The organism is Methylobacterium litchii, from assembly GCF_038442315.1.
GTDB classification, from domain to species: Bacteria; Pseudomonadota; Alphaproteobacteria; order Rhizobiales; family Beijerinckiaceae; genus Methylobacterium; species Methylobacterium litchii.
Window position 1 is genome coordinate 25,964 of the sequence record NZ_JBBXMY010000001.1, and the last position, 15,800, is coordinate 41,763.

The 15,800-nt window shown below is 66.8% G+C and carries 12 protein-coding genes; 2 read left to right on the top strand and 10 right to left on the bottom strand.

Annotation, left to right across the window (positions count from 1 at the left end; all coding sequences use genetic code 11):
- Positions 1-27: 27 nt before the first annotated feature.
- From AAHF99_RS00170 to AAHF99_RS00180, 3 genes are all read right to left on the bottom strand, one after another.
- Positions 28-519, bottom strand: a complete 492-nt coding sequence (locus AAHF99_RS00170; protein ID WP_342162143.1) for a hypothetical protein — start codon at positions 517-519, stop codon at positions 28-30.
- Positions 520-574: 55 nt separating this feature from the next.
- Complete coding sequence (locus AAHF99_RS00175; protein ID WP_342162144.1) at positions 575-763, bottom strand: hypothetical protein; 189 nt, start codon at positions 761-763, stop codon at positions 575-577.
- A gap of 83 nt (positions 764-846) precedes the next feature.
- Positions 847-1,398, bottom strand: coding sequence for a hypothetical protein (locus tag AAHF99_RS00180; RefSeq protein WP_342162145.1), 552 nt, complete (start codon positions 1,396-1,398; stop codon positions 847-849).
- Between the two features lie 550 nt (positions 1,399-1,948).
- On the opposite strand from AAHF99_RS00180, the gene AAHF99_RS00185 reads away from it, so the two are divergent.
- Positions 1,949-2,278 (top strand): hypothetical protein, encoded by a 330-nt coding sequence (locus AAHF99_RS00185; RefSeq protein ID WP_342162146.1) that lies wholly within the window; start codon positions 1,949-1,951, stop codon positions 2,276-2,278.
- 332 nt (positions 2,279-2,610) lie between these two features.
- Here AAHF99_RS00185 and AAHF99_RS00190 read toward each other — a convergent pair whose 3' ends face one another.
- From AAHF99_RS00190 to AAHF99_RS00200, 3 genes are all read right to left on the bottom strand, one after another.
- Positions 2,611-3,171, bottom strand: coding sequence for a hypothetical protein (locus AAHF99_RS00190; protein WP_342162147.1), 561 nt, complete (start codon positions 3,169-3,171; stop codon positions 2,611-2,613).
- A 509-nt stretch (positions 3,172-3,680) separates the two neighbouring features.
- Positions 3,681-4,823, bottom strand: a complete 1,143-nt coding sequence (locus AAHF99_RS00195; protein WP_342162148.1) for a RelA/SpoT domain-containing protein — start codon at positions 4,821-4,823, stop codon at positions 3,681-3,683.
- 162 nt (positions 4,824-4,985) lie between these two features.
- Positions 4,986-5,726, bottom strand: coding sequence for a recombinase family protein (locus AAHF99_RS00200; RefSeq protein ID WP_342162149.1), 741 nt, complete (start codon positions 5,724-5,726; stop codon positions 4,986-4,988).
- A gap of 212 nt (positions 5,727-5,938) precedes the next feature.
- Between AAHF99_RS00200 and AAHF99_RS00205 the strand changes: the two genes are divergently transcribed.
- Complete coding sequence (locus AAHF99_RS00205) at positions 5,939-6,271, top strand: hypothetical protein (RefSeq protein WP_342162150.1); 333 nt, start codon at positions 5,939-5,941, stop codon at positions 6,269-6,271.
- A gap of 302 nt (positions 6,272-6,573) precedes the next feature.
- Here the strand turns inward: AAHF99_RS00205 and AAHF99_RS00210 are convergent, their stop codons facing one another.
- From AAHF99_RS00210 to AAHF99_RS00225, 4 genes are all read right to left on the bottom strand, one after another.
- Positions 6,574-8,280 carry a sensor histidine kinase gene (locus tag AAHF99_RS00210; RefSeq protein WP_091713663.1) on the bottom strand — a complete coding sequence of 569 codons (1,707 nt, stop codon included), beginning with the start codon at positions 8,278-8,280 and terminating at the stop codon, positions 6,574-6,576.
- A 256-nt stretch (positions 8,281-8,536) separates the two neighbouring features.
- The gene (locus tag AAHF99_RS00215; RefSeq protein ID WP_342162151.1) at positions 8,537-11,410 is read right to left on the bottom strand and encodes a GAF domain-containing protein; all 2,874 of its coding nucleotides are present in this window, start codon (positions 11,408-11,410) and stop codon (positions 8,537-8,539) included.
- Positions 11,407-15,096 (bottom strand): PAS domain-containing protein, encoded by a 3,690-nt coding sequence (locus tag AAHF99_RS00220; protein ID WP_342162152.1) that lies wholly within the window; start codon positions 15,094-15,096, stop codon positions 11,407-11,409. Before AAHF99_RS00220 ends, AAHF99_RS00215 begins: the two co-directional genes overlap by 4 nt.
- A gap of 60 nt (positions 15,097-15,156) precedes the next feature.
- Positions 15,157-15,342 (bottom strand): type II toxin-antitoxin system ParD family antitoxin, encoded by a 186-nt coding sequence (locus AAHF99_RS00225; RefSeq protein ID WP_091713668.1) that lies wholly within the window; start codon positions 15,340-15,342, stop codon positions 15,157-15,159.
- Positions 15,343-15,800: the final 458 nt, after the last annotated feature.

A 15,800-nucleotide genomic window follows, 5' to 3' on the forward strand; every position in this document is an offset into this window, starting at 1 on the left:
AGCGGACACAAAATTTTGCGTCTGAGTTCAATACTTGATGAAATCCAACTCAGGCACAGCCTTGAAGGTGTCTGAGCCATTTTGGGTGATTGGTAGCCCACAGAGAAGCTGTGCAGCTCTTTTACCTGACGTAAATCCTGGAGTTGCCCCACCTCCAATGTTGTAAAATAGATTGTTACCAGAAATTACATGTACTCTCGGGTCGTATCTTGGAATTTCCTTCGGATCATCAGGAACGCGAACCGTCGCTTCGATGCTAATTTTCCATCCACGAGCCAATCTAAAATCAGCCCATTCGTCGGAAACATCGACCGCAATCTGCTTTATATCTGATGTGTATGAACTCAAAGGCTGACAGTTCCGCCAAAATATCTGTACTGCTCTCCGCACATCCGCTTCACTAATTTTCGATGTTCGCATGCTGATTACAAAAGTGGGTTCCAATGCGCTCGCATGACCGAAAGATGCCATAGCGATACCGGCGGCAAACAGGCTCCGTTTGATCGCATAAGATCTCATGGTTTCCTCCCGGAGTTGGTACTATGGCGGGCTACGCCGTCATTGACTACAACTTTTATCTGTTCCCGCGCCTCAAGACGTTATCGTGCGGCCCAACATCGACTGCCGCATAGAGATCATCGCCATCCTTGCGCAACAGGATGCGGTCGCCCTGGTTCGGGTTGATCAGGTAGTAGCCAGACCGGCCGGCGAAGGCGCGGAAGCGCAGGCTGGGAAGGTTCGGCTCTTCCATGAACTTCAGCAACGCCCGTCCAGCAGCCCTCTTCCGATCCGGCGGTAGGTTGCGCAGCCCGGCGTCGAAGCTCGGGAGGACGGTAATTCGGACCTTCACACGGCCCCGAGGCGGGCGAGGTGATCACGCAGGCTGGCGGCGTCGCTGAAGGTCGGCGCACCCTGGTTTGCCGGGTCGATCTCGGATCGCAGAGCCCTTATGAAGGTGGTGTAGTCCAACAGGGCCTCGATCAACCGCTGATCCGTCGCGAACACCCGCGCAGCCACCTTGCGCCTCGCAAGCGCCAGCGAAGGGGAGTGCTTCGCGTCCACCTTGGCTTGGCGCTCTACGGTCTTCTTCGCTTTGCCAGCCCGGCGCACACGCATGTCGGCCACGCGCTCCAAGTCGGAGATGGCCTGGGTGAACTTCGCGATCTCGTCAGCGGAGCCGACCCCGCTGGCTTTCGCCCCGTCGAGCTGCCGGGGCATCACCTGCATGGCCTCGATATACCGCTCGGCGTCCGCGTCGAAGGTGTCCGCCAACCGCATGCCGATCCGGAGGAACTCCTCACCCAGGGCGTCGAGCGCGATGCGCTCTTCGACCACCATGGTGGGAGGCTCCGGGGGCATCCGGGCGTCCAGGCTGAGCAGGATCGCGGGATCAATCATAGGCGCATCCTAGCACACGGTGCGTCCTGCATCACCGTCTGCCTTTGAGCGGGCGTGGCTTCATGGGCACAGTGGCGCGGATAGCGATCCGGGCCGGGAACCCAACCCCCCAGAGCCTCGTTCGCGTGCCCATGATTACCCAATGGCTAAGCTTTTCCGACCGCTCGCCGCTCACCGTGCCTACGGTGTTCCTGGCTCTCGGTATCGGTTGCCTGAGCGCGGTGCTGGTGATGGCTCTCGTCTGAGGCCGTCCGTAGCGCGAGCGATTGCACCCAGGTGCAAATCCCGGTCGGTCAGCGTCCGGCCGAACCTCGTGACGCTGCATGCTATCCTGAACTAGGATCCGAACGGGGTTCAATCAGGCACCAAATCCCGACCTCAAGGCTTGTCGATGGACGGCACGGAGGAACCCAGTATGCGAGATCGGCCCACGATCAGCGGGATTGGCGCGGCGCTGGTAGGGCTTTGCCTCTGCTACCCGACTGGTGCTTCAGCCCAAACCTTGGGCACCTACACATACTCTTCCGGCAAGACGACAGGGACGATGGTCGTGACCGACGTCTCCGCTTGCGAACAGAGCAAGGCTTTGGGCTGTTTGTCCGCAGCCCGTCCCCTCAAGGTATCAATCCGGACGCTCAATGGTGCGAGCGGTAATGATTGCGACCTCGACGCAATCGAGGAGACGGCGGGACGGATTTCAAGCGCGGCGGGCCTAGAGGCGATGCTGGTGATCCAAGACGAGCGTAGCAAGGGAAAGCCGAACCTACTCATCACATTCGCCAAGGGAGGCGCTGTCGTGAAGCCACAGGGCGCGGGCGACGAGATCGGCTGCGGAGTGAACGTTGGCTACACTGGACGCTGGCGCCGCAAGGGTAAGTGAGGGCTGCTTCGATCCCTTGCTGCTGGCAATCCCGCTCGGTCAGTCACTCGAAGCGAGTACCGCTCTCCCTAGTCGAGGGACGCTTCTGGACCGGCGCGCCCCACCCAGATCGAGATTTGAGCGGATCAGCGGGACCCTCGTCAGGGTCGGGTTCAGGCGGACGTTGGGAGGCTCTGCCTATAGGTCCGAAGATCCACGTCGCGATGCGGATAAGGCTGTAGAGCACTACGATGAGACAGGCGAAGGCGACCACGGCTACGATGAATGTCATGGTCTTGGCCTAAGGTCGGGGTACGGACGCAGCGTCTCTTCGAAGATCGTCACGGTAGTTGCTACGTCTTGGCAGCGGTCCAGGGGCGATCCGCCCTCGGACCATCGCCGGACCAGCGGACTACGACGTCAGCCCGCTCTGGTAGCTCCTCCCGCGCGACGTAATCGACAAGGCCGTCCATCGCGTCGGCGGGCTCCCGCTTCTGGCTCTCAACGTAGATGAGTAGGTCGAGTGCGCGGTCGAGCTGGCGCATGGCTTCGAGCAGGAACACGCTTTCGATCAAGACGGGCCTATTCATGTCTAGGCGGGCGCTGAGAAGCCGATTGATCTCCTCCGCGCGCCAAGATCGAGGCAGCTTTCGTTGCGTGCGGTAATCATCCAGGAAAATGCAGGGCGTACCGAGTTGCCAAGCGAGCCACGCGCCCAGTGATGACTTGCCCGCCAAGTCCAAGCCGTCGATCCCGATGAGGCATCGCTTCCGGTCGGGAAATCCGGTTGCGAGCCAGCAACGCTCCAGCGCGACCACGTAGTCCGGCGGTGCCACCTTAAGCGGGAAGGTGGGCGGCATCTCGATCTCTTCGTCCTCAAAGTCCCACCAGTCAGAGGCCACCAGCTTGCTCACAGCTTCATGGACAGGAGCAGACGTTTAACAGCTCGTTCAGTGCGGGTCCTTTGTCGGGAACGCGACGGATTTGAACCGCTCCCATTCCTCCCGGCTGATGCCGTCAGGTGCAGGGAATACCGGCTGATCCCCCGAAGGCTGATGGGCAACGGTGGTCTCAAGCCGAGATGGTCTAGCTGCGATCTCCAGGACACCGCCTACCACTAGCAGCACCGCGCCTATCCAGAAGAAGCCAGGGCGATACGGGTTGGCGCCGACCATAGCTGCCAGCTCGATCACCTGCCCACATACACCGGCAGTCGAATACAAACATTGCAGTGGCGGTTCGGCCTGGGCTCCGAGGACCGCTGCAACCTGCCCATAGAATTTCTGCCACCATACGACTGAGCCGCCGACTAGCAGAACCCCTATCACCGCCAATGTAGTCCCAAGCCGAAAGAGGTTCATCAGCGGGCTTAGCTCTGATCAGCTCGACAGCATGGTCGTACACGATATCTTCGCGCAATCGACTAAATGGATCGTGACCGGGTTGCCCGCCGGAGCCACGACATATCGGCCGGCGCACGCGGCGCCGCCCGCACCATCTCCTGGTCCGGCAACACAAACTCGGGGACGTCCCTGCCCTTGATGACCTGACGGAGGGTCTTCGCGAACATCCGCGTGTCGCCGAAGTAGTTCGGGAACGCCTGGACCAGATTGTTCACGCTGTCGGTCGTGACCAGCACCGCATCGAACTGGTCTCCGTCCCTCTCCATGGCGTGGTACGCCCGCGAACCGGCGGCTGAGCTGCTGTACCCGACAAGGCTGACCTCGTGGGTCTGCATGTCGAACCGGATGAGGTACACCTCACTGCCTGGGGCTCGGACGTATCGCTTGGTGTAGTCCACCGCCTGACTGATCCCGTCGAGGAAGGACGCCGCCTTCAACCGTGCGTTCAGGTCTCGCAGCTCTCGGACCCGATCAGCATGATCCGGTGCGCCTGGGACCTCTGGACGCCCTTCGATGCGTGCGGTCTCGGACGCCATGAGCAGGAACAGGCGTAACCAGTCCGGGTCGCCCTGCCCGCTCTTCAGAGCTTCGCCACGAAAGAGGCCAACGGCTTCGACGGCGGTCGCCCAACCATGCTGCCGCCTTGTCCGAAGCTGAAGCTCGACGCGACATCCTTCAACGACCTCCTCGAACCTGTTTGCCGCCTTGTACTTCAGCATCAGGTGCAAGCTGCGGTAGCCGCTCGGCCGGGGCACAGCGATGTAGTCGTCCGTGTTGTAGATCTCGTGAGGCAGACCGAGGCGGCAAGCTTCTGCCAGCCGCTCGACGTCGCGCAACGTGGGCAGGATCACCCGCACGCCGGCTAGATCCTGGATGACGTCGAGGTAGCGTTTCTCCAGCTTCTTGCGGATCGAGGGTAGCCGCTTCAGCCGTGCCGCCGTGAGCCTGCCACGGAGCTGCATTCGGTTGAGCTGGCCTATCGTCTGCGCGCGGATCCGCACCATCGGGAAGTTGTGCGCGTCTCGCCAAGCGTTCGCGACGTGGAAGATGTGGCGGATCTCGGGGGCGGCCTCGTCTGACCAGAGCAGCTTCCGTTTCGCCAACTGCTTTCCGGCCCAGCGAACCTCGGCACGGTCAAGTCTTTCGGTCGGGAGGTCTGCCACTCGGAGGTATCCAGGCGCGTAGAACGGCGGTTCGCTCACGCGACAGTAGCATAGCACCCGCACGACGGCCGAAGCCGGTGCATCAGCTATCCACCGTTGCTGATATGCGGCGGGCGAAGTTTGCACCGGGGTTCAAAACGCTCGATCAAAGGTGGCAGAGCGTCAGAGCGCAGCGACCGAGATAGCCGGGCGGGCGGCTGACCGATGCTTCGGGGCCGGATCCTGTCTCGGGGCTATGGCGGGCGCCGTGCGAGCCAGAAGGTTCTTCACGGTGGAGACGTGCCATTCCCCTCCCCGCACGGTGGCAACCCGCCGCTCGTTCAGCGCATCGGCGATGGCTTGCAGGGTGGTCCGGCCGCTCGCCTGGATCTCGCGCACTATCGGCATGACGTTGGCTGCGAAGGTGTCGGCGGACCGGGCGTTGGTGGCAGCACCGCGCCTGTGGCCCTTCGCGAGGTTCGAGAGGTTGCCGAGGACGGCACCGGCCGCCTTCTTCCGCTGGAGCGCATCCCGTGTGCGCGAGGCAATCAGGGCGCGCTCCTTTTGCGCCAGGGCGGCGTAGATGTGCAGGAGGAACGGATCACAGTCGGCGCCCAGCTCGGTCACGATGAAGGGGACGCGCTGGGTCATCAGGGTTGCGATGAACGCCACGTCGCGTGAGATCCGATCCAACTTGCTGACCAGGACCGCGCACCGGAGCTTCTTGGCCTTCGCCAGGGCCGCCGCGAGCTGGGGGCGACGGTCGAGCGCGTCAAAGCCCTTCCCGGTCTCCTGCTCGCTGAACCACTCGACCACCTCGTAGCCCTGGGCGGCGGAGAACAGCTCGATAGCGATGCGCTGGGCGTCGAGGCCGAGATTTTGTTTCTTGGTGGAGGTCCGCAGGTATCCGACTGCTGCCGTCATGGCTGCTGCCTGCCTTTTACAAAGAGTGGAGGGTGGTGTGGAGTTTGTAGAACCTCACTGTGGGCCGTAATCGCTGGGCGGGGAAGGCCAGAAGCGCAGTAATCGGAAGATTTTGCACCTGGGTTCAGACGCCCCCCAGCAACCAGCCATCTCGTGCGTTGAGCATTAAGCGCCGAACCCGACCGGCGCACAGCCTCGATCCAGGACTGACTATGGACCAGCAGGACAACACCATCCGCCTTGAAGGCCGCTACATCAGCAGCGGCCAAGCGGTAACAGATCCCCTCAACTTGGAGTGCGAGTGGGTGGACTACCGCCAGCCGGAGTTCAAAGATGTGAAAGCGCCGGACGGCACGATCAAGCAGCGGTCAGTAACGACGCAACCGTCGCTGGTCGCCACGGGCCTGCCGAACAACTTCGTCCAGGAGAAGGGAGACTGGACGCACATCGTGAGCCCTGCGCTGCCTCATGGGGAGGGCGAGCTAGTCCAGATCATGCCGCTCGGAAACGGCCGGGCGCGCTTTTTCGTTCGCTACCGAGAGTAAGCCGTCCTGGATTGGTAGATAGCGGGCCTTGAGACCCGATTATCCCGAAGCGGACATTCTGGGTCCGACCCAACTTCGCCGTTACCACCGATACAAGCTGCTGCCTGAAAGCGGACGTGGGGATCGCCGTTCCAATAGGGCTTAGCCCTATCAGAACGGGCGGTCGGCGCTACGCGTCTCGGATGGTCCTAGATCGTCCATTCGCACCACTTTGGAAGCACCGGATAGATGCGTGCGAGACGGCGGAAGCGTCTTACCTTGATGTCCCACCGGGGCATATCCATCCGGTTAGAAGCTCCGCGCTACTGTGTCGGTGCCAGCATTGCGCTAACGGCGGGATCGAGCGGCACGTCGAGCCGGCAGTGCAGGCCCCCCGCCTCGAAGTCCAAGTCGATCTCCCCCGCCAGCTCGCGCCGCACGCCCCCGGCGATCAGCCGCGTGCCGAAGCCCGCCCGCGTCGGCGCCGCCACCGGTGGGCCGCCGCTCTCCCGCCACGCCAAGCGCAGCCGCGCCGCGCCGGACTCGCCCTGGGCGAGCGACCACGCAACACACACCCGCCCTCCGGGCACGGACAGCGAGCCGTACTTGGCCGCGTTGGTGGCCAGCTCGTGCACCGTCATGCCCAGCGCCAGAACGTGCCGCGGCGGCAGCTCCACCTCCGGACCCTCTAGGGTGATGTGATCCGGGCCCGCGCGGTAGGGCGACAGTTCGTTCTCTAGCATCTCGCCTAGCGACGCCCCGCTCCACTCGTCCCGGGTGAGCAGGTCGTGGGTCTTCGACAGGGACAGGATGCGCGCCTCCAGGCGCTCCCCCGGGGCGTCGCCACCCCGGGTCGACTGCCGTGCCAGCGCTTGCACCGTGGCTAGGGTGTTCTTCACCCGGTGGTTAAGCTCGTGCAGCAGCGTGACCTGCCGCTCCTGCATCCGCAGCCCGCGGGCGACCTCGCCCTTCAGCTCGACTTCGTTGCGCCGGAGCGCCCCGGCCATGGCGTCGAGCTTGACCCCGAGCTGACCGAACTCGTCCCGCCCGGACAGCCCCGTGCGGGCGGTCAGGTCCCCCGCCTGCCAGGCCGAGGCGGTGAGCAGCAAGCGGCCGAACGGACGACGGATGAACAGGCGCCCAGCCAGAAGCGCGGCCGCCACGGCGAGGGCGGCGCTCAAGCCGATGAGGGTCAACCCGCGCCGCGCGGCCGCATCGACGTCGGCGAAGGCCACGTCCCGGTCGCGCCCCACCGTGACCCACGCCCGCACCGAGGGGTTACTCGGCCGGGCGTTGGCCAGCACACGCTCGCGCCCGTCGATGCCGAGGTCGAGGCGCACGCCCTCGCCCCGGTCGGCGAGCAGGGTCTGCCGCTCCGCCGGGATGGGGCGCCCGATCCAGTCGGGGCCGTCCGGCCGACGGACGATGATGACGTTGTCCGCGTCGGCCACCGTCAGCGAGGTGCTGGGGAGGCGCAGCACCTGCTCCAGGTGCTGCGACAGCCAGGCGAGGTCGATGGAGGCCACGACTACGCCGTCGACGACTCCATTTGCACCCCGAATCGGCTCGGCAAAGTGGATAGAATCCTTCCCGGTGGCGACGCCCCGGGCGTAGGTGCCCATGACGAAGCCGCCCTCGGCCAAGGCGCGCCGGTGGTAGGCCCGCGTGGCGTTGGTATAGGTGCCGGGGGGCGAGCCGACGCTATTGCACACCACGGTGCCGTCCGGGCGCGTCAGGGCCAATAGGTTGACGTGGGGCAGCGCTGTGGCCGCGCGGCGCAAGTAGTCGGTGCAGGCGGCAGGGTCGAAGCCGCGCACGCTCGGGTCTTGGGCGACGAGGTCGAGGGACTGTCGCACCCCCTCGGAGATCTGGGCGAGGTCGTCGGCCACGGCGCGAGCGGTGGCCATCGTATCGGCCCGCACCGCCGCGTCGCGGGCGGTACGGAGCGCGACCTCGTTATAGCCCTGGATCGCCAGCGCCGGAGCGAGTGCGAGCAGGACCAGAAGCAGGATGCGGATCGTCAGAGACATCGCACATCGCCGGTAACGGAAGCTGCGTCGATCACAGCGTCCGAGGCACGCGTCGGCCGGGGGCCCGTTGCCTCGCAGGCGGGGTCCACGCCACCCCGGTTTTCGGGCATGCGGATAGCGATGTCGAACGGATCGACACCCATCGATCGCTTCATCTTCGTCGGCACCCACGCGGCTTTGACGATGGCAATCATCGGCCAGGTAAGGCAGCACCCCACACCGGCGGAATGGACTCGGACGGCACAGGCTCGCTTGCTCATGGCGCTTCGGGCGAGAACCCGGCGAGCGGGGCGACCACTTCGCACGCCAGGCCGTCGCGGTGGTAATGCAGCCTCACGCTCCCGCCGACCGCCCCGGCCAGCCCGCGCTCGATCAGCCGTGAGCCGAACCCTTTGCGCGGGGGCGGAGTCACGGACGGCCCACCGCGCTCGGACCACGTCAGGCGGACCTCGTCTCCCCCGGGGGCGGACGGCGTCACCGTCCAGCCGATGTCGATGCGCCCATCCGCCGTGCTGAGTGCCCCGTACTTGGTCGCGTTGGTCGCTAGCTCGTGCATCATCAGCGCCAGCGACAGCGCCGCCTTCTCACCGCACACGACCGCCGGACCGTCGAGTTGGAACCGGCCGGGCCGTCCGTCGTCGTGGATCGCCAGCGCCTGCGCGATCACCGCCCGCATGTCGGCGCGCTCACTCTCGCCAGCCATCAGGATGTCGTGCGCCTTGCCCAGGGCGATGAGCCGGGCGGCGAGCACCTCCTTGGCCGTGTCGAGATCGGACGCGCCGCGCATAGTCTGCGTGGCGATCGCCTGCACCATCGCCAGGGTGTTCTTCAACCGGTGCGACAGTTCCTGATTGAGCAGCGCCCGCCGCTCCTCCGCGCGTACCCGCGCCACGCCGACGTCGACCCGGTCGGCCACCGCCCGCACGAAGGCGATCTCAGCCTCAGTCCAGTCCCGCGGTTCGTGGTGGTGCACGAGATAGATCGCCACCGTGCGCCCGCGCTCGCGCACTGGGATGTCGAGGAGCGCCGTCACGCCGATCGCTCCCCACCGCGGCAATGCGCCGGCGGTACGCGGGTCGAGCGCCACGTCGGGGACGATCAGCGGTTCGCCGCGCAGCAGGCCGTCGAGGATATCGCCGTACTCGGCGAACCGGTGGACACCGGCGATACTAGTATGCCCCTGCATCGTCCAATCGGGCTCGACGTGCAGGACGCCGTTCGTCGCGTCGATCAGACCGAAGCTGACTCGGCTAACTCCTAGCGCCCGCCCGACAATCTCAGCCGCCGCCCGCGTCATCTCCGGAACGGCCGGCAGGTCGCGCAGGCGGTCGCCCAGGGCGAGCAGCGCCGCCTGGTGGGCGGCGGCCTCACGGCGGTCGGTGATGTCGCGGGCCGCCCCCACGAAACGCACCGGTCGACCATCTCCGTCGCGTTCGAGATCGCCCCGGCGGCCGATCCAGCGGACCATGCCGGTGTCGGGACGGCGGATGCGGTACTCGACATCGCGCGGGGCGTCGCCGCTGCCACGGGTCGTGGCCGTCGAGACGAGGTGCGCGTCCTCCGGGACCACCAAGCCCTCGAACGCGGTGGAAGGATACGCATCCTGGATCGGCAGGCCGTAGAGACGGCAGAACTCCGGGGTCGGGCGGAGCGTGTTGTCCGACATCTCGACCGCGAACAGGCCAACGCCGCCCGCCTCCTGTGCACGGTGCAGGCCGGCCTCCGCCTCCGCCAGGGCCTTCCCCGCCAGGTGCTCGTCGGTCCGGTCGCGCAGCACCTTCACGAAGCCGATGTGGCCCTCGTCCGCGTCGCGCAGCGGCATCATCTCGCCCGATGCCCAGAACCGGGCGCCGTCCCGCTTGAGATGCCAGCGCTCGTCCGAGGCGCGCCCGTGCTCCAGTGACAACCGCATCTCGACGCCGGCGCGGTCTTCGGCGCGGTCCTCCGGGGTGAAGATTCGCTCGACGGTCTCCCCGCGCATCTCGTCGGCCGTCCAGCCGAGGACCCGCTCGGCGCCGCTGTTCCAGTCGGTGACCCGGCCATCACGGTCGGTGACGACGATCGCGAACTGGGTCGTGCTGTCGAAGATCGCCCGCTGGCGCTGCGCGCCCGCGTTCAGCGACCGCAAAGCGGCGATTTCGCTCGCCTCGGTCAGCCCCATCGTGGCCAGACCGGCGAACGCCACGACTAGATCCAGGTCATGCTCCGTGAACGCGTCCGGCCGGCTCGCCTGCAGCTTGAGCACGCCGAGTATGCGACCGCCGCGGACGACCGGGGCATGCACGGCCGAGCGCAGATCGATGATCGGGCGCAGGTCCACCTTCACCCGCGGGTCGGTCAAGGCGTCGGACAGCAGGATCGGTTCGCCGGTCCGTGCGCAGGCGCCCGACGTGCTGCCGTTCAGCGGCACGCGCGTACCCCGGTGCGGGGTCAGGGTGCCACCCACGGCACGGTATTCCAACTCTTGGCCGTCGAGCATCTCCATGACGCCGCCCTCGGCCGCGGGCACGGCGCGCATCGCCCCATCGACTAGGGTGGCGAGGATGGCGTCGAGGTCGCCACCGCTCGCCGCGACATTCCCCTGCGTGCGGCCAAGGGCCAGCCGGTCCCTGGTCGCCGTTCGCCGGTCCGCCAGGAGCCCGTCTCGCTCGGCCAGGGCGCGGCGCATCTCAAGTTGATCGACGACTTGGTCGGCCAACCGTTCAAGACCCTCTACCTGCGGCGCCGCCAAGCCGTCGGGGCGGGGTCGTCGATCGAGGACGCATAGCGTGCCAAGGACCGCTCCCTCCGCGGTCCGCAGCGGCATGCCGGCGTAGAAGCGCACCCCGCCCTCGCTCACCGCGACGTTGTCGCCGTGTCCTTCGGCCAGCGTGTCGCGGATGACGAGGGGCGCTCCGGTGCGCACCGCGATCGGGCAGAAACCGGCGTCGAGCGGCGCGTCCGGCCCGCCGTCGTAGCCTTCGCGCGCTTTGAAGAACTGTCGCGTGCCGTCGACGAGCGTGACGAGCGCGGTGGGCGTCGCGCACAGGAGGGCAGCGACCCGGGCGAGGTCGTCGAACGCCCTCTCAGGTGGCGTGTCCATGACCGCGTAGGGATCGAGGGCACGCGAGCGATCGGGAACGTGGGTCATGTGTCCCGGGTGACCCGCTTGCGCCGCCGTTTGGCGGCGGCCTTGCGCAGGATCTGCGAGAGCTGCTCCACCGAGTACGGCTTGTGCAGCAGCTCGAACCCGTGTGTGCCGTCCTTGGCCAGGACGTGGCTATAGCCCGAGGTTAGGACCACCGGCAGGTCTTCGTGCAAGCGGCGGACCTCCTGGCCCAGCTCGACCCCGCTCATCCCCGGCATCATTACGTCCGAGAACACCACGTCGAACCGGTCGGCGCCCTCAGCCAAAGCTGCCAGCGCCGCCGCGCCGTCCGCGGCCAGCGTGGGGGCATAGCCGAGGTCGCTCAGCGTCTGTACGGCGAAGGTGCCGACCTCGACGTTGTCCTCGACCACCAGCACGCGCGTGCCGTGGCCGTCGATGAGCTCCGCCACCTCGGCCTCTTCGGACGGAGCCGGGGCCGCGACGCGTGGCAAGTAGAGGGTGAACGTTGTGCCCTCGCCGACCGTGCTGTCCACGGTCACCTCGCCGCCTGACTGCTTGGAGAACCCGAACACCTGGCTTAGGCCCAACCCGGTGCCCTTCCCGGTCTCCTTAGTGGTGAAGAACGGCTCGAAGATCCGTTCGACCATCTCGGGCGGAATGCCTGTGCCGGTGTCGCTCAGCGAGACCGCCACGTAGGGACCGTTCACGGCGGCGTGCGTCCGGACCGCCGGCAGTGCCTCCACCGTCCGGACCCGGAGGGTGATCCTGCCCTCACCATCCATCGCGTCGCGGGCGTTGACCGCGAGGTTGACCAGGGCGGTGTCGAACTGGCTGGCGTCGGCGTTCACGAAGCACGGCGTGTCCGGCAGGGTCACGGTGATCCGCACGCGCGAGCCGGTCAGCGTGCCCATCATGTCCGCGAGGCCACGCACGCTGTCGTCGACGGAGAATACCTCGGGCTTGAGCGCCTGCCGCCGGGCGAACGCGAGGAGCTGGCCGGTCAGCTTGGCGGCGCGGTCCACCGTGTCTGAGATCGCGCCGATGTAGCGGGTACGCCGCTCCTCGGCGAGATCGGGCCGCTTGAGCAGGTCGGTCGAGGACTTAATCACGGTCAGCAGGTTGTTGAAGTCGTGCGCCACCCCGCCGGTGAGTTGGCCGATGGCCTCCAGCTTCTGCGACTGGCGCAGGGCCTCTTCGGCCTGTAACAGGTTCTCAGCCTGTTGGGCCTCGACCGTCACGTCGCGACCGTAGCAGTAGACGAGGCCGTTCTCCGGCGTTGTGATCCACGAGATCCAGCGGTAGGTCCCGTCCTTGTGGCGGTACTGGTTGCGGTGCGACGGCAAGGGTTCGTGCGCGGCCTGCCGCAGCGCGTCCCGCGACGCCGGATGGCCGTCCGGATGGGTGAAGGCGAACAAGGGGCGGCCGACCATCTCCTCGGGGGCCCAGCCGAGGAGCCGTGTCGCGGATGGGCTGACGGCCAGCAGGACGCCCTCTCCATCGATGACGAACTGGAGGTCCTGGGCGTTGCGCCAGACGCGATCCCGCTCCTGCGTCCGTTCCGCGACCTGCGCTTCCAGCGAGGCGTTCAGGGCGCGCAGCTCGCGCTCGGCCACGCGTCGGGCGATCTCGACCTCGGTCCGGTCCATGACCCGGCGGGCGAAGGAGACCTCCTCGGAGGTCCACGCATGCGGACGGCTCTGGTTGAGGCAAAACACGACCTTGAGCTGGCCCCGAACCATCAGCGGCAGGTTGACCAGGGCGATCAAGTCCATCGGCTTGAAGCTCTCGACCTGACCCGCGGTACGGGGATCGACGGTGATGTCGTCGATGATGACATCCTCGCCGCGCCGCAGGGCCTCGATGTATGAGCCGAACTTAGCGAACTCGTGGGTTCCGGCGATGCTCGGCTGCCCGGGGGCAAGCCAATCCTGCCGGACGACGATCCGACGCGCGGCAGCATCGATGTCGCCGTAGGCGACCCGTGAAAGGCCCAGCGCCAGACCGACCGTCTCCGCCGCCGCAAGCGCCAGCTCCTCCGGGGTCCCTAGGCCGCGCAGGCGCTCGCCGAGTTCGCCGAGCGCCACATTGAGGCGCCGGGGCGCCACGTCGATCAGGATTCCCGGGAAGCGAAGCGGCGTGCCGTCGGGGCCATGCTCGACGTGGCCGTTGGCTTCGAGCCAGTGGTACCGGCCGTCATGGCGGCGTACGCGGTACTGGTGGGCGTAGCGTCCGCCCCGGTCGATCGCCTCGTTGATCGCGGCGGCAAGACCCGCCTGGTCGTCCGGGTGGACGGTGGCGACGATCCGCTCCAACGGGATGCCCTCGCGACCGAGCGCCGGATCGAGGCCGAACGCGGTGGCGAACGCCTCATCGACGGTGAAGCGATCGGTGGGCAGGTCCCAGACCCAGGTGCCAATGATCGCCCCGGCAGACAGGGCGAGCCGGACCCGCTCAGCGTCGACCTGCGCCTCCGCGCGCGCCCGCTCCTCGGTGATGTCGCGGGCGACGCAGTAGAACCGACCGTCGTCTGGAACGGCGGTCCAAGCCAGGGTGCGGTAGTCGCCCGCGCGGGTCCGGAACCGGTTCTCAAAGGCGAGGGTCGTCAAGCCCTCGGCCAGCCTGTTGATCTCCGCGCGGGTCTTCGCTTGGTCGTCCGGATGTTCGAGCCACTCGGACGTGCGGCCGACCAGCTCCGCTTCCGTCCAGCCCAGTACGCGGGTCCAGGCGGGATTGACGCTCAGCCACACCCCGTCGCCGTCGCTGACCAGAAGCATGTCCTGGCTGACCTGCCAGATCCGCTGACGATCCTTGATGCTCTGCTCGATCCGCTGTTCCAGCGTGGCGTTCTGATCGCGCAGTTGCCTCTCGGCCAGCCTGAACGCGGTGACGTCGTTGAACGTGCCGAGCATCCGCCGGGTGCCGTCCGGGTTCTGGATGATGGTGCCGCTGCTCAGGATCGAGCGCCGGGAGCCATCCGGATGGATGACGTCGTAGTTGAGGTCGACGATGCGCCGGAGGTTCTCGGGATCGAAGGGCCTCCCGATGCCCATGGCGACCTCGGCGTCGGTCCGCACGCGCTCGACGTCCTCCGGCGCGATGCAGCCGAAGGTATCGACCTGCGTGAGCGCGCCCTCCACCGGCAGGCCGAACATTTCGCGGCCGCGCGCATCCACCTCGATCACGCCGGTCGAGGGATGCCAGTGGAACGTCCCCAGCTGGGCGACCTTGAGCGCCGTTTCCAATCGCGTCCTGGCTTGCTCCTCGGATCGCTCGGCCGCCTTCTGCCGGGTCATCTCGGTGGCCAGGAGCAAGACGCCCGCGAAGTCGCCTTCCTCGCCCTGCACCGGCGAGAAGCTGTAGGTCCAGACCGTCTCCTCGTCCCGGCCATGCCGGCGCATCTTGAGGGGAAAATTCTCGATGGCGAACCCGTTCCCGGTGCGCAGGACCTCCGCCACCTGGGGCCCGAGCACCGGGGCGATGTCGGTCAGGACCTCGGGCATCGGGCGGCCGAACGCCCGGGGGTGCCTCTCGCCGAGGGCCTCGCCATAGGCGTCGTTGTACAGCAGCCACTGCTCCGCCCCCCAGTACAGGGCGGCGATGCCCTTGGCGTTAAGCACGAGCGAGAGGGCGGAGCGCAGCGACTGCGGCCACGTCGCGAAGGCGCCGAGGGGGGTGGCCGACCAGTCCGTCTCGCGGATGCGCCGGCCCATCGCGCCGCCGCCCGCCATCGGCGGGACCGACCGTGTCCGAAAGGCCGAGGGCTTTGAAGTAGAGCTCACCGTCCCGTCCTAGCTTGCCCGGGCCGAAGACTTGGGCCGCGCTGCTAGATCCTGCGCCTCCTCGCGGTCGAGCAGGCGTAGGGCGGCGCGCACGACCTCGCTGGTGCTGGCAAAGCGACCGGAGTGCAGGCAGGCCCGGATCAGGTCTTCCTGCTCTGGCGTGATCGAGACGGTGATGGTCCGGCGCACGGGCATGGCCCGGCTGTGCCTTGTGGGGTATCTGCTTACAAGACTGCCATTCGTCACATACGCGACATTGGGGCGAGAAGGCTCTGACGTCCCGTACCCCCCACTTATGCGAGCGGGCGGTATGAGCCTCAATCACTTTGGGCCGTGAGCCGGCGCGTCGCGGTCTCCAGTCCCGCCGCATGCACCGACCCTCACGCGACCGCCCGGCCGAGGCCTCACGGGCTCGCGCGGGGAACTGGCCCGCGCCCGCCTGTCATCGCGTGCTCACCCACCGTCGCGCCGTGCGGTGTCGCGAACGCCTCGGGCGCGCCTGCGGAGAGGGGCGTGCTGTAGCAGGCCGGATCGGCTCCGACGATTGACCAAGACGACGTCGGTATGCAGTCCGTTCCGATAGGGCCTGCCCCAGTGGGACGATCTACAATTCCGGCCAAGCCGTTCCAGAAGGTGCTTGCGGAGTTTGGAAC

What these genes read in the sequence shown, in the direction of transcription:
- AAHF99_RS00180 (WP_342162145.1), bottom strand. Translation starts at nt 1,398, where the DNA reads ATGATTGATCCCGCGATCCTGCTCAGCCTGGACGCCCGGATGCCCCCG.
- AAHF99_RS00170 (WP_342162143.1), bottom strand. Translation starts at nt 519, where the DNA reads ATGAGATCTTATGCGATCAAACGGAGCCTGTTTGCCGCCGGTATCGCT.
- AAHF99_RS00220 (WP_342162152.1), bottom strand. Translation starts at nt 15,096, where the DNA reads ATGGCGGGCGGCGGCGCGATGGGCCGGCGCATCCGCGAGACGGACTGG.
- AAHF99_RS00210 (WP_091713663.1), bottom strand. Translation starts at nt 8,280, where the DNA reads ATGTCTCTGACGATCCGCATCCTGCTTCTGGTCCTGCTCGCACTCGCT.
- AAHF99_RS00200 (WP_342162149.1), bottom strand. Translation starts at nt 5,726, where the DNA reads ATGACGGCAGCAGTCGGATACCTGCGGACCTCCACCAAGAAACAAAAT.
- AAHF99_RS00205 (WP_342162150.1), top strand. Translation starts at nt 5,939, where the DNA reads ATGGACCAGCAGGACAACACCATCCGCCTTGAAGGCCGCTACATCAGC.
- AAHF99_RS00215 (WP_342162151.1), bottom strand. Translation starts at nt 11,410, where the DNA reads ATGACCCACGTTCCCGATCGCTCGCGTGCCCTCGATCCCTACGCGGTC.
- AAHF99_RS00225 (WP_091713668.1), bottom strand. Translation starts at nt 15,342, where the DNA reads ATGCCCGTGCGCCGGACCATCACCGTCTCGATCACGCCAGAGCAGGAA.